The sequence below is a fragment of the Streptomyces racemochromogenes genome (assembly GCF_044129415.1).
GTDB classification, from domain to species: Bacteria; Actinomycetota; Actinomycetes; order Streptomycetales; family Streptomycetaceae; genus Streptomyces; species Streptomyces racemochromogenes_A.
Map to the genome: position 1 here is coordinate 84,341 of NZ_JBBDHD010000010.1, position 22,684 is coordinate 107,024.

Annotated in this window: 20 protein-coding genes and 1 pseudogene; 12 read left to right on the plus strand and 9 right to left on the minus strand. The window is 75.4% G+C overall.

Going from position 1 to position 22,684, the window contains the following annotated elements; translation table 11 throughout:
• Position 1 precedes the first annotated feature (1 nt).
• Positions 2-1,090, plus strand: coding sequence for a phosphotransferase family protein (locus WDV06_RS06310; RefSeq protein ID WP_395508639.1), 1,089 nt, complete (start codon positions 2-4; stop codon positions 1,088-1,090).
• Positions 1,091-1,096: 6 nt separating this feature from the next.
• Here the strand turns inward: WDV06_RS06310 and WDV06_RS06315 are convergent, their stop codons facing one another.
• On the minus strand, positions 1,097-1,549 hold the full coding sequence (locus tag WDV06_RS06315) for a hypothetical protein (protein WP_395508640.1): 453 nt from the start codon (positions 1,547-1,549) through the stop codon (positions 1,097-1,099).
• 218 nt (positions 1,550-1,767) lie between these two features.
• Here WDV06_RS06315 and WDV06_RS06320 point away from each other — a divergent pair, with 218 nt between their 5' ends.
• The 4 genes from WDV06_RS06320 to fxsA all read left to right on the plus strand — a co-directional run bounded on the left by WDV06_RS06320 (position 1,768) and on the right by fxsA (position 5,658).
• Entirely contained in the window at positions 1,768-2,208 is a 441-nt protein-coding gene (locus WDV06_RS06320; RefSeq protein ID WP_030240692.1) for an Lrp/AsnC family transcriptional regulator, read from the plus strand.
• A 37-nt stretch (positions 2,209-2,245) separates the two neighbouring features.
• Entirely contained in the window at positions 2,246-3,874 is a 1,629-nt protein-coding gene (locus WDV06_RS06325) for an amidohydrolase (RefSeq protein ID WP_395508641.1), read from the plus strand.
• A gap of 328 nt (positions 3,875-4,202) precedes the next feature.
• On the plus strand, positions 4,203-4,970 hold the full coding sequence (locus tag WDV06_RS06330; RefSeq protein WP_395508642.1) for a polyprenol monophosphomannose synthase: 768 nt from the start codon (positions 4,203-4,205) through the stop codon (positions 4,968-4,970).
• A gap of 94 nt (positions 4,971-5,064) precedes the next feature.
• Entirely contained in the window at positions 5,065-5,658 is a 594-nt protein-coding gene (gene fxsA / locus WDV06_RS06335) for an FxsA family membrane protein (RefSeq protein WP_395508658.1), read from the plus strand.
• A 92-nt stretch (positions 5,659-5,750) separates the two neighbouring features.
• On the opposite strand, the gene WDV06_RS06340 is transcribed toward fxsA, so the two are convergent.
• The 3 genes from WDV06_RS06340 to WDV06_RS06350 all read right to left on the minus strand — a co-directional run bounded on the left by WDV06_RS06340 (position 5,751) and on the right by WDV06_RS06350 (position 8,647).
• Positions 5,751-6,125: an RNA polymerase-binding protein RbpA gene (locus WDV06_RS06340; protein WP_007262928.1), complete on the minus strand. Its 375-nt coding sequence runs from the start codon at positions 6,123-6,125 to the stop codon at positions 5,751-5,753.
• A 301-nt stretch (positions 6,126-6,426) separates the two neighbouring features.
• Positions 6,427-7,809 (minus strand): MFS transporter, encoded by a 1,383-nt coding sequence (locus tag WDV06_RS06345; RefSeq protein ID WP_395508643.1) that lies wholly within the window; start codon positions 7,807-7,809, stop codon positions 6,427-6,429.
• A gap of 67 nt (positions 7,810-7,876) precedes the next feature.
• Entirely contained in the window at positions 7,877-8,647 is a 771-nt protein-coding gene (locus WDV06_RS06350) for a glycerophosphodiester phosphodiesterase family protein (protein ID WP_395508644.1), read from the minus strand.
• A gap of 205 nt (positions 8,648-8,852) precedes the next feature.
• Between WDV06_RS06350 and WDV06_RS06355 the strand changes: the two genes are divergently transcribed.
• Entirely contained in the window at positions 8,853-10,352 is a 1,500-nt protein-coding gene (locus tag WDV06_RS06355) for an SCO1417 family PLP biosynthesis transcription factor (protein WP_395508645.1), read from the plus strand.
• A gap of 54 nt (positions 10,353-10,406) precedes the next feature.
• On the opposite strand, the gene WDV06_RS06360 is transcribed toward WDV06_RS06355, so the two are convergent.
• Both WDV06_RS06360 and WDV06_RS06365 read right to left on the minus strand, forming a co-directional pair.
• Positions 10,407-12,044, minus strand: a complete 1,638-nt coding sequence (locus tag WDV06_RS06360; protein ID WP_395508646.1) for a hypothetical protein — start codon at positions 12,042-12,044, stop codon at positions 10,407-10,409.
• A 31-nt stretch (positions 12,045-12,075) separates the two neighbouring features.
• A complete protein-coding gene (locus WDV06_RS06365; RefSeq protein ID WP_344159715.1) occupies positions 12,076-12,270 on the minus strand; it encodes a hypothetical protein in 195 nt (64 codons plus the stop codon).
• A 329-nt stretch (positions 12,271-12,599) separates the two neighbouring features.
• Here WDV06_RS06365 and WDV06_RS06370 point away from each other — a divergent pair, with 329 nt between their 5' ends.
• Both WDV06_RS06370 and WDV06_RS06375 read left to right on the plus strand, forming a co-directional pair.
• On the plus strand, positions 12,600-13,001 hold the full coding sequence (locus WDV06_RS06370; RefSeq protein WP_395508647.1) for an ankyrin repeat domain-containing protein: 402 nt from the start codon (positions 12,600-12,602) through the stop codon (positions 12,999-13,001).
• Between the two features lie 339 nt (positions 13,002-13,340).
• Positions 13,341-14,738, plus strand: a complete 1,398-nt coding sequence (locus tag WDV06_RS06375) for a HEAT repeat domain-containing protein (RefSeq protein ID WP_395508648.1) — start codon at positions 13,341-13,343, stop codon at positions 14,736-14,738.
• Between the two features lie 782 nt (positions 14,739-15,520).
• Here the strand turns inward: WDV06_RS06375 and WDV06_RS06380 are convergent.
• The 3 genes from WDV06_RS06380 to WDV06_RS06390 form a co-directional block, all read right to left on the minus strand.
• Positions 15,521-16,393, minus strand: coding sequence for a 5-oxoprolinase subunit C family protein (locus WDV06_RS06380; RefSeq protein WP_395508649.1), 873 nt, complete (start codon positions 16,391-16,393; stop codon positions 15,521-15,523).
• Positions 16,394-16,502: 109 nt separating this feature from the next.
• Positions 16,503-17,126: a 5-oxoprolinase subunit B family protein gene (locus WDV06_RS06385; protein ID WP_395508650.1), complete on the minus strand. Its 624-nt coding sequence runs from the start codon at positions 17,124-17,126 to the stop codon at positions 16,503-16,505.
• Positions 17,123-17,911, minus strand: coding sequence for a LamB/YcsF family protein (locus tag WDV06_RS06390; RefSeq protein ID WP_395508651.1), 789 nt, complete (start codon positions 17,909-17,911; stop codon positions 17,123-17,125). Before WDV06_RS06390 ends, WDV06_RS06385 begins: the two co-directional genes overlap by 4 nt.
• Before the next feature lie 85 nt (positions 17,912-17,996).
• Here WDV06_RS06390 and WDV06_RS06395 point away from each other — a divergent pair, with 85 nt between their 5' ends.
• The 4 genes and pseudogenes from WDV06_RS06395 to WDV06_RS06410 all read left to right on the plus strand — a co-directional run.
• Complete coding sequence (locus WDV06_RS06395; RefSeq protein WP_395508652.1) at positions 17,997-19,547, plus strand: hypothetical protein; 1,551 nt, start codon at positions 17,997-17,999, stop codon at positions 19,545-19,547.
• Positions 19,544-20,008: a hypothetical protein gene (locus WDV06_RS06400; RefSeq protein WP_395508653.1), complete on the plus strand. Its 465-nt coding sequence runs from the start codon at positions 19,544-19,546 to the stop codon at positions 20,006-20,008. The genes WDV06_RS06395 and WDV06_RS06400 overlap by 4 nt, the downstream gene beginning before the upstream one ends.
• Positions 20,005-20,916: a hypothetical protein gene (locus tag WDV06_RS06405; protein ID WP_395508654.1), complete on the plus strand. Its 912-nt coding sequence runs from the start codon at positions 20,005-20,007 to the stop codon at positions 20,914-20,916. The genes WDV06_RS06400 and WDV06_RS06405 overlap by 4 nt, the downstream gene beginning before the upstream one ends.
• Positions 20,917-20,970: 54 nt before the next feature.
• Positions 20,971-22,684 (plus strand): annotated as a pseudogene (locus tag WDV06_RS06410) (hypothetical protein); the annotation flags it as partial.

Genomic DNA, 22,684 nt, shown 5'->3' on the forward strand with positions numbered 1-22,684 from the left:
CATGACGGCACCGCGCCCCCGCACCTCCACCCGCGAACCCGAGGAACTCGGCCGCCGTCTCGCGGCCTGGCTCGACCACCGGCTCCCCGGCGCCAAGGTCACCGGCACCTCCGTGCCCGGCTCCAACGGCATGTCCAGCGAGACCCTGCTCTTCGACGTCGAGCACCCCAGCGCCCCCGTCCGCGCCTGCGCCCTGCGCCTGGCCGCCGACCCGGCCGCCTACACCGTCTTCCCCGCCTACGACATGCCCCGCCAGCACCGCGTGATGGCCCTGGCCGCCGAGCACACCGACCTCCCCGTCCCGCGCGTGCTCTGGCTGGAGGAGGACCCCGCCCCGCTGGGCGCGCCGTTCTTCGTGATGGCCCGCGCCGAGGGCCGCGTACCGCCCGACGTCATGCCGTACACCTACGAGGGCAACTGGCTGCACTCCGCGACCGACGCCGAGCGCGCCGAGCTCCAGGAGGAGAGCATCTCCCTGCTCGCGCGCCTGCACGACCAGTTCCCGGCGAAGGAGGCCGCGTTCCTGCTCCCGCCGGGCACGGGCAGCCCGCTGCGCCGCCACGTCGACGCGCAGCGCGCCTACTACGCCTGGGTGGTGGACGGCCTGGCCCGCTCGCCCCTCCTGGAGCGCGCTTTCGACCGGCTGGAGGAACTCTGGCCCGCCGACGAGGGCGACCCCGTCCTCAACTGGGGAGACGCCCGCATCGGCAACGTCGTCTACGACGGCTTCCGGCCGGCCGCGGTCCTCGACTGGGAGATGGCCGCCTGCGCCCCGCGCGAGGTCGACCTCGGCTGGACCGTCTACCTGCACCGCTTCTTCCAGGACCTGACCGTCGGCTTCGGCCAGCCCGGCCTGCCGGACTTCCTGCGCCGCGAGGACCTGGAACGCCGGTACGCGGAACTCACCGGACACACCCCGCGGGACATGGAGTTCCACACCCTCTACGCCGCCCTGCGGCACGGCATCGTGATGCTGCGCATCGCCTACCGACAGGCGTACTTCGGGGAGGTCGAGGTCCCCGCGGATCCGGACGGCCTGATCCTGCACCACGCGAGCCTGGCCGCGATGGTGCAGGGGACCTACTGGTAGCGGAGCTCAGGCGGCCTGCGCGTGCTGGCGCTTCTGCGGCGGCGTCGCGGCCGCCGCCAGCCGCACCGGACGCGAGCCCGGACCGCCGACGTGCGAGAAGGGCTGCGTCCGCCAGTCCAGGCCCTGCGGCAGCGTGAGGTGCACGACGGCCTCCAGCTCCGGCCGCTCCGACTGGAGCAGTCCCGCCGCCGCCAGCGCGTCCGACACCGGCCGGCCCGTACCCGCGCACACCGTGAGCCCGAACGGGTTCCAGGGGGTCAGGCACAGGGCGTGCTCCGGAAGGTGCTCCTCGTCCGCGACGAGCGCGATCGACTGCCCGCAGTCCGGGCAGACCGCGTGGTGGATCTCGAAGCCCTCGGAGTCGGCGGGTTCGAGGTAGTCGTCGTCCGCCGCGTACTCGGCGGCGAGCGGTTCCAGGGGCTCCGGTTCGGTGCCGCCGGCGCGCTTGGTGTTCAGCATGGATGTACTCCCCCTTGGGTGGGCCGGGCGGGCATTGTTCTTCGGCCACGGCCACAGCAAGCACTTCCCGTCGCGCGGCACGAGTAACCACGAGAGCGGGATGTACGCCCGTACACGCCTGTGGCTTTGGTCACATGCCCGGCGCAGGTGCCACTTCTGCGTGGACACCGCTGTGCCTGGAGCGGCCCTGGGCCTTAGGTTGAGCGGCTATGAGCGCAATGGAGGAGCTGGACCGCCAGATCGTGGATCTGCTCGTGCGGGACGGGCGGATGAGCTACACGGACCTCGGCAAGGCCACCGGACTGTCCACGTCGGCCGTCCACCAGCGGGTACGCCGCCTGGAACAGCGCGGAGTGATCCGCGGCTACGCGGCCGTGGTCGACCCCGAGGCCGTCGGGCTGCCCCTGACGGCCTTCATCTCGGTCAAGCCGTTCGACCCGAGCGCGCCGGATGACATCGCCGAGCGGTTGGCGGGCGTACCCGAGATCGAGGCCTGCCACAGCGTCGCGGGGGACGAGAACTACATCCTCAAGGTCCGCGTGGCCACGCCCCTGGAGCTGGAGGACCTCCTGGGCCGCCTCCGGGCCCTGGCCCACGTCTCCACCCGCACCACAGTGGTCCTCAGCACCCCCTACGAGGCCCGTCCGCCCAGGGTCTGATGCGGGGCCGCCCGGCCCAGGGGCGAGACTGGTCCCCATGACCGACCGCACCGCCCCCGTCCCGGGCGCCGACGCGCCCACCCGCACCGTCCTCCTCCGCGGAGGCGAGGTGCACAGCCCCGCCGACCCCTTCGCGACGGCGATGGTCGTCGAACGCGGCCACATCGCCTGGGTCGGCTCCGAGGGCGCGGCCGACGCCTTCGCGCAGGGCGTGGACGAGGTCGTCGACCTCGGCGGGGCGCTCGTGACCCCCGCCTTCACCGACGCGCACGTCCACGCCACCTCCACCGGCCTCGCGCTCACCGGCCTCGACCTCACCGCCGCCCGCTCCCTCGCCGAGGCCCTGGACCTCGTCCGGGCGTACGCGAGCCGCCGCCCCGCCGACCGGGTCCTCCTCGGCCACGGCTGGGACGCCGCCCGCTGGCCCGAGCGCCGGGCCCCGCGCCGCTCCGAGCTCGACGAGGCCGCCGGGGGCCGCCCGCTCTACCTGAGCCGTGTCGACGTCCACTCGGCGGTCGTCACCACGGCCCTCCTCGACCTCGTCCCCGGAGTCCACCCGCACGGCGACGACGAGCCGCTCACCAAGGACGACCACCACGCCGTCCGCCGCGCCGCCCTCGCCGCCCTCACCCCCGCCCAGCGCGCCGAGGCCCAGCGGGCCGCCCTGGACCGGGCCGCATCCCTCGGCATCGGCTCCGTGCACGAGTGCGGCGGGCCCGACATCTCCTCCCCGGAGGACTTCGCCGGCCTGCTGGCCCTGGCCGCCGAACACCCCGGCCCGCGCGTCCACGGCTACTGGGCCGACCGCGACCTGGACCTGGCCCGCGAACTCGGCGCGGTCGGCGCCGCCGGCGACCTCTTCGTGGACGGCGCCCTCGGCTCGCACACCGCCTGCCTGCACGCCCCCTACGCCGACGCCGCGCACACCGGCACCGGCTACCTGGACGCGGCCGAGGTCGCCGCACACGTGGCGGCCTGCACCGAGGCGGGCCTCCAGGCCGGGTTCCACGCCATCGGCGACGCCGCCGTCACCGCCGTCGTCGAGGGCGTCCGCGCGGCCGCCGAGAAGGTGGGAACGGACCGGATCCGAGCCGCCCGGCACCGCGTCGAGCACGCCGAGATGATGACCCCGCAGACCATCGCCGCCTTCGCGGAACTCGGCCTGACCGCGTCCGTGCAGCCCGCGTTCGACGCCGCCTGGGGCGGCGAGGACGGCATGTACGCCGACCGGCTCGGCGTCGAGCGCGCCCGCACCCTCAACCCGTACGCGGCCATGCTCAAGGCGGGCGTGCCGCTGGCCTTCGGCTCCGACGCCCCGGTGACCCCGCTCGACCCCTGGGGCACCGTCCGCGCCGCCGCCTTCCACCGCACCCCCGCGCACCGGATCTCCGTACGGGCCGCCTTCGCCGCCCACACCCGGGGCGGCTGGCGGGCGCTGGGCCGGGACGACGCGGGCATCCTGGTGCCGGGCGCGCCCGCCGACTACGCGGTCTGGGAGACCGGCGCGCTGGTGGTCCAGGCCCCCGACGACCGGGTGGCCCGCTGGTCCACCGACCCCCGTTCCGGTACCCCGGGCCTGCCCGACCTGAGCCCGGGCGCGGAGCTGCCGGTGTGCCTGAAGACGGTCGTGGGCGGCCGGGAGGTATTCGTACGGCCACAGGGGTGATCCCTCAGCCATCGGCTCGGCCCCGGCGGCCCCGCCCGGATAGGTTCGCCCGGGTCCACCGGCAGGACGCCGGACCGGAGGGAGCCGTCCGCCCAGCGCGCCCGTGCCTCGGGGGCGAGGGAAGGTTTCACCGGGGCGGCGGTGGCCCCGGATCGGGCCCGGCGGTCCAGTAGACAACGGTCACGGCGGCCCGCAGCCAGCGGGCCCCGGTCCGGCCCGAAGGACCGCCGGGCCCCGATCGCTGTTCTAAAATCATCCTGCTGTGACGTGCAGGACGAGGTCCGGGCCGCAGAGGACCGACTCGACGAAAGACACCCAAGGGGAACCGGTGAGCAACGGCGGACAGCGGACCTTCGGTCCGCTCGGCACCACGCTGGTGATCATTCCGACCTACAACGAGGCGGAGAACATCGGCAGGATCGTGGGCCGGGTCCGCGAGGCGGTCCCCGCGGCGCACGTGCTGGTCGCGGACGACAACAGCCCCGACGGCACCGGCAAGCTCGCCGACGAGCTGGCCGCCGAGGACGACCACGTCCACGTCCTGCACCGCAAGGGCAAGGAGGGGCTCGGCGCCGCCTACCTGGCGGGCTTCGCCTGGGGCCTGGAGCACGGCTACGGGGTCCTCGTGGAGATGGACGCCGACGGCTCCCACCAGCCGGAGGAGCTGCCCCGCCTGCTCACCGCGCTGTCCGGGGCGGACCTCGTCCTCGGCTCCCGCTGGGTGCCGGGCGGCCGCGTCGTGAACTGGCCCAAGAGCCGCGAGTTCCTCTCCCGCGGCGGCTCCACGTACTCGCGGCTGATGCTGGACGTCCCGATCAGGGACGTCACCGGCGGCTTCCGCGCCTTCCGCCGGGAGACCCTGGAGGGCCTCGGGCTGGACGAGGTCGCCTCGGCCGGCTACTGCTTCCAGGTCGACCTGGCCCGCCGGGCGGTACGCAAGGGCTTCCGCGTGGTGGAGGTGCCCATCACCTTCGTGGAGCGCGAGCTCGGCGACAGCAAGATGAGCAAGGACATCGTGATCGAGGCCCTGTGGCGGGTCACCCAGTGGGGCCTGGGGGAGCGCGTGGCGAAGCTCACGGGCCGGCGCACCTCCTGAACCCGCCCCCTAGGGGCTGCCCGGTACCTCCGGCTGAGGCCGCTTTTACCCCGCCCCGGGCACACTGGGTGGTATGAGTACCGGCACTGGTTCCGTGAGGACCGGCACATCGACGGCCCACCGGCGGCGCTCGCCCGCCCGTACGTTCCTCCCGCTGGCGGTAGCCGCGTGGGTGATCCTGGAGATCTGGCTGCTCAGCCTGGTCGCCGGCGCGGCCGGCGGGTTCACCGTGGCCGCGCTGCTCGCGGGCGGACTGGTACTGGGCGTGGCGGTCATCAAGCGCGCGGGGCGGCGGGCCTTCGGCAACCTGAGGCGGACCTTCCAGCAGGCGCAGGAGCAGGCCGCGGCGGGCACGACGCCCTCGGCGCCCCGGCCCGGCAAGGGCTCCGGGAACGGCATGACGATGCTGGCCGGGCTGCTGCTGATCCTGCCCGGGCTGCTGTCGGACGTGGCGGGCCTGCTCCTGCTGCTGCCGCCCGTCCGGGACTTCGCGGCCCGCCGGGCCGGGCGCACGCTGGAGCGGAAGATGAGCTCGGGCACCCCGGGAGGCTTCGGTGACGCCTACACGCAGGCCCGGATCCACTTCCCCGACGGCAAGGTGGTCCCGGGCGAGGTGATCCGGGAGGACGGCTCCCCGGCGGGCGGGCCGTACCCGGACGCCGGCCACCGCCCGCCGCTGACGCCGTAGCCGGCCGACGGCGCACGAGACGGACGGCACAAGCCGAGGGGCCCCGCCACTGATGTGGCGGGGCCCCTCGGCTTGCGCTCTGCGCCCGCGGGTCAGGCGGACTTGCGGCTGTCCCGCGGATGCACGGCGATGTTCATGGCGCCGGAGCGAAGGACGGCCAGCCGTTCGGCCAGCACCTCCTCCAGCTCCTCGCGGGTGCGTCGCTCCATGAGCATGTCCCAGTGCGTTCGCGCAGGCTTGCCCTTCTTCTCTTCGGGCCCGTCCCCGTCCACCAGGAGTGCCATGGCGCCGCACGCCTTGCACTCCCACTCCGGCGGAATCTCTGCCTCAACCGAGAACGGCATCTCAAATCGATGTCCGTTCTGGCATGCGTACTCCACCGCCTGGCGCGGGGCCAGATCGATGCCGCGGTCCGTCTCGTAGCTGGTAACCACGAGCCGCGTACCGCGGAGAGCTCGCTCACTCATGAATCGTGCCTCCCGGGCTTGTCGCCCACAGGACAGGTGTCGCTGTCGTCGTCATCCGGTCAACGTCCGGTCGGCGGTATAGATTCCCGCTCCGGGTCAATGCGTCGCCCGTCGTGCCGCCCCTTGTTGTACCCACCAGTGCCCGTTTTGTCACATCTGGCAGCAGATGTCACCCAACGTCTCTACTCTGTCAACGCGCAGTAACGGTCCGCCTGGCAGGCCAAAGGCGTACACTACCGGCCGATCGCCTCAACGTCGAAATTCGTTCGGAACTCGTTCACGGGTCCGGACGGATCCCGGCTCAGACGCGCACCGGAACAGGATTGCCCGCCGCCTCCACCGCGCGCCGCACCGGCACTCGCGCGAGCAGGGCGAAACCCAGTGCGAAGAAGACCACCAGCGAGATGATCGCGTCCCGGTAGCTGCCCGTGACCTGGTACGTCAGCCCGAAGACCAGCGGCCCCACCCAGCTCAGCCCGCGGTCGCTCATCTCGTACGCCGAGAAGTACTCGGCCTCCTTGCCCGCCGGTACCAGGTGCGAGAACAGCGAGCGCGACAGCGCCTGGCTGCCGCCCAGCACCAGCCCGATCATCGCCGCGAGTGCGAAGAACCACACCGGGGTCCTCGCCGGGAGGAAGTACCCGGCCCCCAGCGTCAGCCCCCACGCGGCCAGCGAGCCCAGGATCGTCCGCTTCGCCCCGTACACCACCGCCAGCCGGCCCATCGCCAGCGCCCCGACCACCGCCAGGACCTGCACCAGCAGCACGGCCACGATCAGCGTGGACTGCTCCAGCTCCAGTTCCTCCGAGCCGTACACCGACGCCTGGGAGATCACGGTCTGGACACCGTCGTTGTAGACCAGGTAGGCCAGCAGGAACGACAGCGTCAGCGGATAGCGCCGCATGTCCTTCAGCGTGGCCACCAGCTGCCGCCAGCCACTGACGGCCGGCGCCGCGCCCGCCTCCCGGACCACCGCCCGGTCCCGCAGCCGGCGCAGCGGGACGACCGCGAAGGCCCCCCACCACAGACCCGCCGAGGCCAGGCAGATCCGCACCGCCGTGCCCTCGGACAGCCCGAACGACGCGTGGCCCTGGAAGAGCACCAGGTTCAGCACGAGCACGAACGCGCCCGAGGTGTAGCCGAAGGCCCAGCCCCGCGAGGAGACCGTGTCCCGCTCGTCCGGGGTGGAGATCTGCGGCAGGAAGGCGTTGTAGAGCACCATCGAGACGGCCAGCGAGGCGTTCGCCACGACCAGCAGGAACCCGCCCAGCAGGTAGCGGTGCCCGTCCAGGAAGAACATTCCGGTCGTCGCCGCCGCGCCGGTGTACGCGGCCGCCGCCAGCAGCGGCTTCTTGCGGCCGGTCCGGTCCGCCGCCGCCCCGGCCAGCGGCATGACCAGCACGGCCAGGATCACCGACAGGGACACCGTGTAGGCGAAGAACGACCCGGCCCGCACCGGTATGCCCAGAGGGTGGACGTAGCCCTCGGCGTCGGCCGCGGCCTTCGCCACCGCCGTCAGGTACGGGCCGAGGAACACCGTCAGCACGCTCGTCGAGTACACCGAGCACGCGAAGTCGTAGAAGTACCAGCCGTGCTGTTCGCGCCTGCGCGCGGCCGCTCCGTCGGCGGCGGCTCCGCCGTCCTCGGCCCCGGATTCCGCTTCGTTGTCCGTACGCTCGGTCATGAGCGCCCCCTCGCCGTTCCCCGTAGGACGCCGGCCGCAGCACCGGGCACGGGGGTCCCGCGGCCCGTCAGGCCCAGGCCCCGCGCCGGCCCAGCACCGTGCGCAAGATGTCGATCCGGTCGGTCATGATGCCATCGACACCCAGGTCGAGGAGAGCCTCCATACGTTCCGGTTCGTTCACGGTCCAGACGTGCACCTGGAGTCCCCGCTCGTGCGCGGTGCGTACGAAGCGCCGGTCGACCACCCGGACGCCCGCCTGGGTCTCCGGCACCTGCGCCGCCACCGCGCCCACCCGCAGCGCCGCCGGGATCGCCCAGGACCGCAGCCGCAGCCCCAGCACGCCCCGCACCCCGTACGAGGTCGCCAGCCGGGGGCCGGCGATCTTCTGGGCCCGGGCCACCCGGCTCTCCGAGAAGGAGCCCACGCACACCCGGTCCCAGACCCCGGCCCGCGCGATCAGGTTCACCAGCGGGTGCAGGGCCGACTCGTCCTTCACGTCCACGTTCCAGCGGGCCCCCGGGAACTCCTCCAGGAGCTCCTCGAACAGCGGCAGCGGCTCGGTGCCCGCCACCCGCGCCTCGCGCACCCGGCTCCAGGACAGCTCCCGGATCCGGCCCGAGGCGTCGGTGACCCGGTCCAGGGTGGCGTCGTGGAAGGCCACCAGCTTCCCGTCGGCCGTCGCGTGCACATCGGTCTCGAAGTACCGGTAGCCCGCCGCGGCCGCCCGGCGGAAGGCGGCGGCGGTGTTCTCCAGCCCGTCCGCGGCCCCGCCCCGGTGGGCGAAGGGGATCGGGGCCGGGTGGTCCAGATAAGGGTGGAGTCGGCGTACGTGAGTCACGGGCGCAGTATGCACGCTGGGTCCCGTGGGGCGGCAGCGGCCACGTGGACGACCGGTGAACGCGGCCCGCTCCCGGCGGACCGTCCGTCGCCCCGCCTGGCCCGGGTGGACCGCGCCATGGCACCCTGGGGCCCGCGGAACCAATCCAATCCCGGCCCCGGCCCCCGCGGGCCGAGGCCAATCCGACGAAGGTGGACCGGACGCCATGGCTCAGTGGACCTCAGCGGTCGGCACCGCACAGCTCGCCCGGCTGATCACCTCCCAGCAGGAGCGGCCCCCCGCGCCGGGCGCCCGCAAGGCCCCCGCCTACCGCACCCTCGCCGACGGCATCAGGCTGCTCGTCCTGGAGGGCCGCGTCCCCGTCGGGGCCCGGCTGCCCGCCGAGCGCGAACTCGCCGTCGCCCTCTCCCTCAGCCGCACCACCGTCGCCGCCGCCTACGAGGCCCTGCGCGGCGAGGGCTTCCTGGAATCCCGTCGCGGCGCCGGCAGCTGGACCTCCGTACCGGCCGGGAACCCGCTCCCGGCCCGGGGCCTGGAACCGCTCCCGCCCGAGTCCCTCGGTTCCATGATCGACCTGGGCTGCGCCGCCCTTCCGGCCCCCGAGCCCTGGCTCACCAAGGCCGTCCAGGGCGCCCTGGAGGAGCTCCCTCCGTACGCCCACACGCACGGCGACTACCCGGCCGGCCTGCCCGCGCTGCGCCGGATGCTCGCCGACCGCTACACCGAGCGCGGCATCCCGACCATGCCCGAGCAGATCATGGTCACCACCGGCGCCATGGGCGCCATAGACGCCATCTGCAGCCTCTTCGCCGGCCGGGGCGAGCGGATCGCCGTCGAATCCCCCTCCTACGCCAACATCCTCCAGCTGATGCGCGCCGCCGGGGTCCGCCTCGTCCCCGTGGCCATGGGCGACGGACTGAGCGGCTGGGACATGGACGTCTGGCGGCAGGTGCTGCGCGACTCGGCCCCCCGCCTGGCGTACGTGGTGGCCGACTTCCACAACCCGACCGGCGCCCTGGCCTCCGAGGAGCAGCGCCGGGCCATGGTCGAGGCCGCCCGCTCCGCCGGCACCGTGCTGATCGCCGACGAGACCATGGCCGAGCTCCGGCTGGACCCGGAACCGGCCATGCCGCGCCCGGTCTGCTCCTTCGACCCGGCCGGCTCCACGGTGATCACCGTGGGTTCCGCCAGCAAGGCCTTCTGGGCGGGCATGCGCATCGGCTGGGTCCGCGCGGCCCCGGACGTCATCCGCAGCCTCGTCGCGGCCCGCGCCTACGCCGACCTCGGCACCCCGGTGCTGGAGCAGCTCGCGGTGAACTGGCTGATGCGCACCGGCGGCTGGGAGGAGGCGGTCGGGATGCGCCGCGCCCAGGCCCGGGAGAACCGGGACGCGCTGGTCACGGCGGTGCGCCGGGAACTGCCCGACTGGGAGTTCGAGGTACCGGCCGGCGGGCTCACCCTGTGGGCCCGGGCCGGCGGGCTGTCCGGTTCGCGGCTGGCCGAGGTGGGGGAGCGGGTCGGCGTCCGCGTCCCCTCGGGCCCCCGGTTCGGGGTGGACGGTGCCTTCGAGGGCTACGTCCGGCTGCCGTTCACGGTGGGCGGCCCGGTGGCCGAGGAAGCGGCGGCGCGGCTGGCGGCGGCGGCCCGCCTGGTCGGTACGGGGGCGGGCGGCGGGGCGGAGCCGCCGCGCACGTTCGTGGCCTGATCCGCCGCGGCCGGTCCGCAGGACGGCGTACGGGTCCTCGCGCGGCCCCCGCCCTCACCCCTGGGGTGCCTCGGCCGGGACCTCCGGGAGCTCCTCGGCGTCCAGGGCTCCGGCCTGCGCCGGGGGCTGGTCCTTGAGCGGTCCGGCGGGGGCCGCCGGGGCCTCGCCGCCGCCCGGGCCCGCCGGTTGCCGCTCGGGCAGCAGTTCCAGTACCGCGTGGCGGTGCGCGGGGTGGGTGGCGTCGTCGTACGGGTCTGGCGTGGCGGGCACCTGGAGCCGCAGGACCGGCCCGGTGCCGAGCCGGGCGTAGCCGCGGCCGGGCGGGAGCTGCGGGGCCGGCGTGGTGTGCGGGGGCAGCCCGAGGACGTCGGTGAGCTGCCGGACGGGGGCGGGCCCGAGGACGACCCGCGCCCGGGTGTGCTGCCAGACGGCGTCGCCGATCAGCTCCAGATGGTCGAAGTGCTCGGCGACCACCACCGTGACGTGTGCCGACCGGCCGTGCCGCAGGGGCACCTGGAGCTGGGCGAGGGGGTCCGGGCGGCCTTCGGCGGTGGCGAGGTGCGCGAGCACGCTGGGCCGGTCCAGCAGGATCCACAGCGGGCGGCGGGTGTCCTCGGGCGCGGGCCGGCCGGCCTCGCGGGCCCGGTGCGTGGCGATCAGGCGCCGCTCGGTCTCGTGGGCGGCCCACTCCACGGTGGCCAGGGCGCCGGTCGGCCCGCATTCGACGGCCAGGACCCCGGCGCGTCCGGCGAGGCAGGCGTACTCGTTGCTGCCGCCCCCCTCGACGATCATCACGTCGCCGCCCTGGCGAAGGGCCTGGAGGGCGATCGAGCGCAGCAGGGTGGTGGTGCCGCCGCCGGGCTGGCCCACGGCCAGCAGGTGCGGTTCGGCGGAGCCGGGGCCGGTCCGCCAGACGACGGGCGGCACGTCGCGCGGCTCGTCGCCCTCCAGCACCGGCAGGGTGCGCCGGACCCCTTCGGGGTCGGTGAAGCCGAGGACGTACTCGCCGGGGGAGGTCACGAACGGCTGGGCGGCGATCCCGGTGGGCAGCGGCTCCAGGACGCGCAGGTCGAGCCGGTTGGCCTCCTCGTCCCAGACGAACAGGTACTCGCGGCCGCGCCCGGACTTGGCGTGGAGCAGGGCCTCGATCCGGGCCCGCGAGGCCGCCTCCCCGTCGGTGAAGTAGGCGGGGTAGCGGATCCGCAGCCGGGTGACGCGGCCCTCGGCGTCGAAGGCGTAGTCGCTGAAGGCGTCGTCGAAGCCGCCGCCGTGGGCGAAGAGCGGGTTCGGGTCCTCCGGCGCGGAGAAGTACGGCACGAGGGCCTCGTAGAGGGAGCGCAGCCGGTCGGTCTCGGCGTCGCTGGGCCCGGTCTTCACGGGGCTGCGGTCGCGCCCGTGCCAGCCGGCCGCCGCCATGAGCGCGATCAGCGCGGTGACGGGCCCGTACGGGACGAGCGCGACCACCAGGACGCAGGCGGCGCCCAGGAACAGCGCGGGCCCCCGCTTGTCCTTGGGGGTCGCGCCCCAGGTGCGGCGGCCGGCCGAGGCAAGGACGCGCAGTCCGCGTCCGATGACCAGCAGCGGATGGAGGACGTCCGTGACGTTGTCGGCCGCCGTGCGGGCGAGGTCGCGGCCCCGGGCGAGCGAGGTGCTGCCACTGGTGAGGATGCGGGGGAGTGGGCGCCGGGCCACGGTCGTCTCCTGGTGGGGTGGGCGGAGCGGTCTAGAGCTTGATCCCGCCGAGCAGGCTCGCGAGGCTCGCCGTGCTGGCGGTGATGCTCGGGGCGATGGCGGAGCCGGCGAGGAAGAAGCCGAAGAGCGCGCAGACGACGGCGTGCGTCAGCTTCATCCCGTCCTTCTTGAAGAACAGGAAGCAGATGATGCCGAGCAGCACGACACCTGAGATCGACAGGACCATGGGAGTTCTCCTGGTAGCGGAACGGTGGGAAAGGTCACCATCAGTTGTTCCAGGCTCACAGGAAGTATCAATGCGACAAAAGGTGCATACGGGTGAACCTTCGGGTTTTTCACTTGACCGGACCCTCTCCGCTGGCGCGTCGGCCCGGTGGGGTGTCGGGTGCCCCGGCCAGGGACATCCTTGCCTCGGGCTGGCCCCCTCATGTCCCTGACCGGGCGCTACTCTGGCGATTCACCCGTACGGACGCAGCGCCGGGCACCCCCCTGCCCGCCCGGCCTGGGCAGACTCCTGCCCCGTACGACTTGGGAAGAGCGAAAGGCGGTACGACCATGAGCGAGCACCAGGGCGCGCCCGACGAGGACGTCATCGAGCTGGCCACCAAGATCTTCGACCTCGCCCGTCAGGGCGAGACGCAGACCCTGGCCGCCTACCTCGACGCCGGGGTCCCCGCCAACCTCACCAACGACCGCGGCGACACCCTCGTCATGCTCGCCGCCTACCACGGCCACGCCGACGCCGTCACCGCCCTGCTCGCCCGCGGCGCCGAGGCCGATCGCGCCAACGACCGCGGCCAGACCCCGCTCGCCGGAGCCGTCTTCAAGGGCGAGGAGGCCGTCATCCGCGCGCTGCTCGCCGGCGGGGCCGACCCCCACGCCGGAACCCCCTCCGCGGTGGACACGGCCCGCATGTTCCACAAGGCCGACCTGCTGGAACTCTTCGGAGCCAAGTAATCCGCTTTTTGGGCCGCCGGACCGCGGTCGGGACGGGCCCGCGACCTCACGGCTTGGTCACGACGCCTTTAAATGTGGTCGCGGCGCACAAACCGCCTGGGTCATCATGGCGTCGGATTCGATTCGCGGACATGACGGACGGGCAGGAGCGGGCTGGACACGACGGGTGTCACACCCCCCTGCCGCACCGGCCGGCACGGTCGCGGAGCACCGACGAGAGTGAGAAGGCAATGGTCTACATCGAGCGGAACATGACGGCGGACGTCCTCACATGCTGTTACGCGGCCCTGTGAATCCCGATTCCCGGTTGCGTCCCCAGCTTGATTTGAGGCCATTCCCATGTTCGAACCAGTCATAGCGCCGAGCGGTACCCTGCTCGGCCTCCTCCAGCGGGGCCGCGGCGACGGCACGCTGCACGCCCTCGCGGCGCCCCGGGCGGAGGCCCTCGCGGCCCTCGACCAGTGCGTGACCCGTGACCCGCGGCAGGACTGGCAGGTCGAGAACCGGTCGCTCTACTACGCCCGCCTGTACCTGGACCTCGACGGCCCCCTCGGCGCGATCGAGGCCCACCTCTTCGGCGTCGACGACCTCGTCGACGAGGAGGACCACCGCACCGGCCTCGCCCTGTCCGTCCTCGGGCACCTGGCCTCGTACGGCCGCGACGACGCGCTCATGCTGCTGCGCCGCTACGCCGCCTCCGGCGCCAACTGGGCCTGGGCCCTCGACGAGCTCGCCCTGCGCGACGACGACGAGGGGCTGCGCTCCCTCGCCACGCCCGTCCTGGCCAGATTCCCGGACACCGCCGAGGGGGAGGCGCGGCTCGCCGCCGCCGTCCGCGACGCCTATGAGCCCCGGCCGTGGAGCCTGTGGGAGGAGTCGCCGCAGTACGGGCAACGCCTGCGCGCCGCCCGCCAGCAGGGCTCCTTCGACCGCTGGCAGCGCCAGATGACCCCGAGCGGCCCCCGGCCCGGCTGGGGCGTCCAGGCCGTCTTCGACTGGGCCGCCGACGGGCTGCGCCGCGGTACCCCGCTGCACGTGCCCGCCGCGCGCTGCCTCGCCGCCGTGGCCGGCCCCGAGGACCGCTCCGCCATCCTCGCGGCCGCCGCCGGAGCCTCGGGCGAGGCCGCCCGGGCCACCGCCCTGCACCACCTGGTCCTCGCCGAACCGGAGAACCCGGCCGTCCTGGACCTCATCGAAGCCGCCGGCGACGAAGCCGCCGTGGCCGCCTACGAGCGCATGTGCGGCCCCGCTGCGCTGGAGCGGGCCCGCCTGTGGGCCCACCGCCCCGACGCCCTCGGAGCGGCCGCCGCGGCCCTCCTGGCGGCCCGCGGCGGCCCCGACGACACCGGCCTGGTGCTGGGTGCCCTGCGCTCGACCGTCCGGGGCTCGGGCCCCGACTCCGCACGCCTCTTCACCCTGGTGGACGGCGCCGGCCGGCTCTCGATCGGCTGCGCGGCGCCGGTGCTGCGGCACATCTACCGCGAGACGGCCTCCTCCCACCTGCGCGGCCGCGCCGCCCGCGCCCTGGCCAGCACGGACCCCACCTTCGCGGCGGGCTTCGCGGTGGAGTGCCTCTGGGACTGCGAGGAGACCACCCGCGAGGTGGCGGCCCGCCACGCCGAAACGGCCGACGCCCGCGTGGCCCCGCGGCTGCGCCGCCTGGCGGCCGACCCGGCGGAGGAGGAGGACGTCCAGTCGGCGGTCCGCAGCCGCATCGCCCCGGAATCGGCCGTGTAGCTCCGCAGGGGGCGCGGGTACCCGCTGCGCGGAGCCGTCTCCCCGCCCCGCCCTTCCCCGTTCCCCGGGAATCCCCCGGCCCCCTGCCCCGGGGGCTCCGCAGCCCCCGCCGTGAGCCGCCCCCGGGGGCTCCGCCCCGGCCCGCGCCTCAATCGCCGTCGGGGCCGAATGCCCCGGCGGCGCCGCCCCCGCCCGCGCCTCGATCGCCGACGGTGCCTGAGAGCCCCCGGGGCCTCCGCCCTGGCCCCGGCACGCGCGCGGCGCGCCCGGTGCGCTCAACCGCCGCGCGGGCTGGAACCCCGCTCCGCGAAGTCCAGCCGCACGGGCGCCGCGGGCGATTGCCGGGGCGGGCCGAATCCCGCCGTGCGGGCGTGCGTAGGCGGTTGCCGGGGCGGCCCGAATTCCGCCGTGCGGGGGCCCGTAGGCCGGTTGCCGGGGCAGGACGAATCCGGCTGCGCGGGCGTGCGTAGGCGGTTGCCGGGGCGGGCCGAATTCCGCCGTGCGGGGGGCCGTAGGCCGGTTGCCGGGGCAGGATGAATCCGGCTGCGCGGGGGCCCGTAGGTCGGTTGCCGGGGCGGGCCGAATTCGGTGTGCGGCGGCCCGTAGGCGGTTGCCGGGGGATCCGAATCCTGCTGTGCGGGCGTCCGCAGGCATTGCCGGGGCGGGCCGGGACGTAGCCTCGCCGGCGTTTGAGGCGCGGGGGCCGGGGTGGAGCCCCTGGGAACGGGCGAAGGGTGGGTAGGGGACTCCGCCCCGCGCAGCGGCTCCCGCGGCCTCACCCCTCACGCTGGGACGAACCGGACCGCCAGCCCCGGCCGGGCCTGGGCGGCGGCGTCCAGGGCGGGGCCCGGCGGGACCACCCCGACCACCGGATACCCCCCGGTCACGGGATGGTCGGCCAGGAACACCACCGGCAGCCCGTCCGGCGGCACCTGCACCGCCCCCAGCACCATCCCCTCGCTCGGCAGCTCCCCGGACCGGGCCCGCTCCAGCACCGGCCCGCCCTCCGTCCGCAGCCCGATCCGGTTCGAAGCCGCCGACACCCGGTACGGCGAGGACAGCAGCCGCGCCACCGAAGCCCCCGTGAACCAGTCCGCCCGCGGCCCGAGCCGCAGCGGCAGCACCAGCTCCGCCACCGGCGGCCCCGCCACCCGCAGGGCGTCCGCCCCGGACACCGGAGCCGGCCCCGCCGCCCCGACCTCCAGCACCGTCCCGTCCGACAGGACCGGCGGCCCCAGCCCCGACAGCAGGTCCGTCGAGCGGCTCCCCAGGACCGCGGGCGCGGCGAACCCGCCCCGCACCGCGACGTAGCTCCGCAGCCCCGCCACCGCCCGCCCCACGTCCAGCTCCGCCCCCTCCGGCAGCCACACCGGCGCACCCCACGCCGCCGGGCGCCCGCAGACCCGTACCGCGCACGGCGCGCCCGTCACCGCCACCGTCACCGGGGCCAGGGCGCGCAGCCGCACCCCGTCCAGGGTGGTCTCCACGGTGGCGGCCCCCGCCGGATTGCCGACGAGCCGGTTGGCCAAGGCGTGCGCGCCCGTGTCCAGGGCCCCCGACCGGGGCACACCAAGGTGCGCGTATCCGGGCCGCCCCAGATCCTGCACGGTGGTCAGCGCCCCGGCCCGCACCACCAGCACCCCGCTCACGCTCACGCCCGCACCTCCCCGCCGCGCTCCCGCACCCGCGCCCCGGCCCGCACCACCGGCAGCCCGCTCCCGCCCACGCCGCACCTCCGCGCCCCGCCCGCGTCGTCGCACCCGCTCACGCCCCCGCCTCCTCGAACCGCACCCGCATCCCCGGCACGAACAGCGCCGCCGGATCCCGTGCCGGGTCCCACAGCACCGCGTCGGTGGAGCCGATCAGCTGCCAGCCGCCGGGGGAGGAGCGCGGGTAGACCCCCGCGTACTCCCCGGCCAGGGCCAGCGACCCCGCCGGGACCGCCGTACGCGGCGTGGCCCGCCGGGGCAGCCACAGCCGCTCCGGCAGCCCCGTCAGGTACCCGAAGCCGGGGGCGAACCCGCAGAAGGCCACCCGGAACTCGATCCCCCCGACCAGCCCGGCCACCTCCCCCTCGGCGACGCCCCACGCCCGGGCCACCTCCGCCAGGTCCGGCCCGTCGTACCGCACCGGCACGGTGACCAGCGGCCCCTCCGCCTCCGCGAGCGGCGGCACCTCCCAGCGGGCGATCCGCGCCGCCAGCGCCCCCGGCTCCCGCACCCCGTCCAGCAGCACCGTCCGCGCCGCCGGGACCACGTCCCGTACGGGGCCCAGCTCGCCCGCGTCCCGCCGGCGCAGCACCTCGGCGTGGAGCGCGGCCGCCTCCCCGGCCGTGTCCACCTCCAGCAGCAGCGCCTCCCGGCCCGCCACCAGGGGCCTCACCCTCATGCGAAGGCCTCCACCCGCACGCCCGCCGCCCCCAGCGCCTCGCGGACCCGCAGCGCGAGCCCGGCGGCCCCCGGGGTGTCCCCGTGCAGGCACAGGGAGCGCGCGCGGACCCGTACCGTGGAGCCGTCCGACGCCGTGGCCTGCCCCTGCGCCGCCATCCGCACGGCCCGCGCGACCACCACGTCCGGCTCGTGCAGCACCGCCCCGGGCGTACCACGGGGCACCAGCGTGCCCTCCGGCGTGTAGGCCCGGTCGGCGAAGGCCTCCGGCACGGCCTCCAGCCCGGCCTCCGCGGCCGCGGCCAGCAGCAGCGACCCGGGCAGTCCCAGCACCGGCAGCCCGGCCTCCCCGGCGGCCAGCCGGACCCCGTCGACCACCGCGCCGGCCTGGTCCGCGTCACGCACCGTGCGGTTGTACAGCGCCCCGTGCGGCTTCACGTACGACACCCTCGACCCGGCCGCCCGCGCGAACACCTCCAGCGCCCCGATCTGGTACGCGACCTCCGCCGCCAGCTCCGCCGCCGGCACGTCCATCGCACGCCGCCCGAAGCCCGCGAGGTCCCGGTACGAGACCTGCGCGCCGATCCGCACGCCGCGCGCGGCGGCCAGCTCGCACACCCGGCGCATGATCGACGGGTCGCCCGCGTGGAAGCCGCAGGCCACGTTCGCGCTGGTGACCACCGACAGGAGAGCCTCGTCGTCCGTGAGCGCCCACCGCCCGAAGCCCTCGCCGAGGTCGGCGTTGAGGTCGATCGCGGCCGCTGCGGGTGTGATCATGGAAGCCATGCGGCGAGCGTAGAACAGCGTGCGCGCCGCGCGCCGCAGAGCCCTTCCGCGGCCTTCCGGGAGCCGGGGACGATCCGGCCGAACCATGCCGTTTGGGATGTTGTCCGTGACACCGCCTAATCTTTTCGACGTGACTCTCCCTGCCCCGGCGAAAACCCTCCCGTCCCCGGCGCCGGGCCCGGCCGCCGACGAGGGCCTCGCCCGGCGGCTGCGCGCCCTCGCCTGCACCGCCCCGCTGCACGACCTCGACGTACGCAAGGCCAACCTGGCCGGCGAATACGGGGTCTACGCGATGGCGGAGGTCGCGCTGGCCGCGATCGACCTGGTCACGCTCAACATGGACTTCGACACGGGCGCCGACCACGAGCAGATAGTGGCACGCCTGCTCCCCCGCGTCGCCGCCCAGACGCCCCACCGGCCGGCCGCCGAGCACGAGCGGGTCGCCCGCTGGGTGCTGGAGAACCTCATCAACGTCGGCAGCGTCGACCGCGGATTCCGCGCGATCTACGGCACCTTCGGCGCCGACGGGGTCTACGTCCGCCGCGACTACGACTTCAAGCTGATCGAGGAGGTCCCCGGGCACGGCGGCGCCGTCTACCTGCGCACCACCGACGAGGCCGTCAACGTCCTGGTCGGCGCCCTCGACACGGACGTCACCAGCGCGCAGATTGCCGCCGAGGTCAAGCTGGAGGTCCTGATCAGCCGGGGCCGGCTGGCCGACGCCCAGCTCGCCGCCGAGCAGGCCCGCTACCGCACCGTCCAGTACGCCGAGACCCTGCGCCGCACGCTCGACGCCACCCGGCGCAACGTCCGCGCGGTGGACTGGCTCCAGGCCGTCCCGGACATGATCGCCGAGGCCCTCGACCACGTCGCCGACCGCTACCGGCACGAGAACGCGATCCTCACCAACATCCGCAAGGCGCGCGACGAGGCCGAGGACCCCGAGAACAAGCGGCGCGCCGCCGAGCTGGTCGACATCGTCAAGGACTGCATCCGCCGGCACACCCAGCTCCAGTCCCGGCTGCTGGACGCCGGCCCGCTCTTCCGCGCCGAACAGGACCGCCAGGCCTTCGCCGCACCCGCCGCGCGCTCCGGGATCGACCTGTACGGACAGCTCGTCGCCCCGCTGATGCCGCTGCCCGTGGCGCACGCCACCCGGGTGACCGACGCCTTCTTCGCGGCCGGCACGGGGCTGCGCACCCCCGTCTCGGTGCGGGTCGCGGACCTGGTGGAGATCCTCCTCACCCCGCCCGTGGAACGGGAGCACCTCGGGGCCGAGATGCCGGAACCCGACCTCATCGCGACCCCGGACGACAGCCGCTTCAGCGAGGAGCAGCTCGCGGCCGCGACCCGCCTCCTGGACCTCCCGCACGACGCTCCGCGCCGCCTGTCCGGCCTGCTCGCGCAGGCCCGTCGGGAGGACCCCGACCTCCCGTACCTGGTGGCGCTGCTCGCCGTCCACGCGGCGAGCCCGGCGGTGGGCACGGCGTACCGCCAGGGCGAGGAGCGGCTGCTGTTCGCGGTGGACGACGGCACCGCCCTGGAGGACCCGGAGTTCGGCGGCGCCGACCTGATCGTCGGCACGGCCCTCCTGGACGCGGCCGGCATGGCGGCGGACCGCGCGGAGCCCGCATGACCGCGCCCGCCCCCGTTCCGGCTCCCCGCCGCCACCCCGGGCCGGCCACCCCGGCCCCCGCGGCCGCGCACGGAACCCGCCACCGGGCCCGCCCGGTCGCCCCGCCCCGCCCCGCACCCGCGTCCGTACCCCCCGCCCCGCGCCCACAGCCGACCCGAGACGGCAACCACCGGACCGGCGAGGCCGACATCGCCGTACCCACCCCGGCCGCCCGTCCGGCGCCGGGCCGGTACGGCCTCTGCCGCCGTGCCGACGGCCCCGCCCCGCGCGCCTGCCCGGGCCCAGACCTGAACCACCGGGGCGGCGAGGCCTCCGGCCCCGTCCCCGCCCCGGGCGTCGCCCGGATCCGCCGCTGCCGCCGCACCGACGGCGTCGTACCCGCCCGGCGGGCCGGCGTCGCCGCACCGCACCACCGCCCCCGCCGCCAGGCCCACCGCACCGCCGAGGAGACCCACCCGTGAGCGACCACCACGCCGAGTACCCCGCGTGGAGCGAGCCCGACGGTCCGTCGGTCTCCGCCGCGCCCGCGACGACCGCGCCGGCCACCGCCCTGACGCCGGCCGACGCCGCCGACGCGGCCCGCCTCGTCGGGTTCGGGCTCCAGCCCAAGCTGCTCCCCGCCCGGGACGCCGAGTACGCCGAGCTGCTGCGCCGCTACCGCGAGGACCCCGCCTTCGGCCGGCTCGCCGACGCCGTCGCCACCGGCCTCGGCCTGGTCGTGCTGGAGGTGTCCCCGCGCGCCGGCATGGCCGTCGCCGCCGGCGAGGACTCCGTCTTCGCCGTCCGGATGGGCGACTACGCCCGCCGCACCGCCGCCGACGGCGGCGACCGCTTCCTGCACGGCCTCGCCCACCTCGCCGTCGCCGCCCTCGCCTTCCCCCGCCCCGAGGACCTCGCCGACGACGGCTACATCGGCCGGATCACCGTCAACGGCGTCGACGCCTTCGTCCGGCAGACCTGCCGCCGCCTGGAGGAGCGCGCCGAGGAACTCGGCGAGAACACCGACCCCGCCTCCGACGCCCCCGGCCTGGAGGCCGCCTGGCGCGTCTACGCCCGCCGCAGCGCGACCGGCGCCACCAAGGACGCCCGCCGCCTCGCCGGCTCCACCACCGGCATCGTCGGCAAGGCCGCCGCCTTCCTCACCGACTCCGGCTTCCTCCAGCGCACCGGCGACGACGCCGGCGGCACCTACCGCACCACCCCCCGCTACCAGCTCCAGGTCCGCGACATGGCGGGCAGCGCGGCCATGGCCGAACTCCTGGAACTCGGCGTGGTACCCGTCAGCGACGGCACCGCCACCCTCCTGCCGCCGCCCGAGGGCGACGACCTGGAGCTCGCCGCCGACGCGGGCCTGCCCTTCCACGCCTGAGCCCCACGCGCCCCCGTACCGAGACACACCGAGAAACAACGAGAGTCCGCCGCCATGTACGAGCTGTCCCGGATCCGCCTCTACTCCATCGGGCCCGCCGGCGCACGCTACGCCGACACCGTGCTCGACCTGCGCGGAGTCGGCGAGCCGGTACCCCACCCGGCGCCCACCCAGGCGGAGTTCTTCGAGGACGAGCCCACCGGCCCGCCCCGCCGCCCCGCGCCCGCCGGCGTGCTCTTCCTTGAGAACGGCGGCGGCAAGTCCGTCCTCCTCAAGCTGATCTTCTCGGTGATGCTCCCCGGCCACCGCAACACCCTCGGCGGCGCCAGCTCCGGCGTGCTGCGCAAGTTCCTCCTCGCCGACGACTGCGGCCACGTCGCCCTGGAGTGGCAGCACACCCAGACCGGCGAGTGCGTGGTCGTCGGCAAGGTCAGCGAATGGCGCGGCCGCCAGGTCTCCAACGACCCCCGCAAGTTCGCCGAGGCCTGGTACTCCTTCCGCCCCGGCCCGGGCCTCAGCCTGGACGGCCTTCCCGTCGCCGAGGCCACCTCCGTGCGCCCGCCCGTCGAGGGCGTCTCCGGCGCGCAGGGCCGCCGCCGCACCATGAAGGGCTTCCGCGACGCGATCACCGAGGCCGGCAAGGCCTACCCGCACCTGGAGGTGTACTGGGAGGAGATCCACGACCGCTGGAACGAACACCTCACCGAACTCGGCCTCGACCCCGAACTCTTCCGCTACCAGCGCGAGATGAACGCCGACGAGGGCGAGGCCGCCGGCCTCTTCGCGGTGAAGAAGGACTCCGACTTCACCGACCTGCTGCTGCGCGCCGTCACCGACACCCGCGACACCGACGGCCTCGCCGACCTGGTCCACGGCTTCGGCAACAAGCTCGGCCGCCGCGCCGAGCTGATGGCCGAACGCGACTTCACCGCCGGCTCCGTCGACCTGCTCACCCGCATCGTCGAGGCCGCCGAGACCCGCACCCGGCTCCGCGACGTCCACGCCGGCGCCGAACGCCGCACCCGCACCCTGGCCCGCCGGCTCTCCGCCCGCGCCGCCGAGGAGCGCGGCCGCGCCGCCGACCTCGCCCAGCAGGTCACCGGCGCCGCCCACGCCGTCACCGCCGCCGAGGAGCAGCGCGCCCGCAGCGCCGCCGTCTCCGCCGAACTCGCCTACCGGCACGCCTCGCTGGCCCTGACCGTCGCGGACAAGGCCGCCGCCGCCCAGCGCCGCGAACTCCTCGAAGCCCGCACCCTGCACTCCGCCTGGCAGGCCGCCGAGACCGTCCTGCGCCACCGCGCCGCCGCCGACCGCTCCGCCCGCGTCGCCGCCGCCATCCGCGAGGCCGAACGGGACGCCGCACCGGCCCTCGCCGCCCGCGCCACCGCCGCCGCCGACCTCGTACGGGCCCTGCACACCGCCGCCGAACAGGGCGAGCGGTCCGCCAACGAGGAGGAGGAGCGTTCCGCCGAGCTCCAGGCCGTCGGCGAGGCCGCCCACCGCGACGCCACCGCCGCCGCCACCGCCGCCCAGCGCGCCCGCAGCGAGGCCGAACACCTCAGGGCCCGCCTCGCCGAGGTCCAGCAGGAGACCGCCGAGGCCGTCCGCGCCGGCTGGCTCGACGACACCGCCCCCGACGCCGACCCGGCCCGCGCCGCGCTGGCCGCCAGCGACGCCGAGAAGGCCGCCGTGGCCGCCTGGGACGAGTCGCGCGAGGCCGCCCGCGCCGCGGCCGAGGCCGCCCGCGAGGCCGCCGCCGCCGAATCCC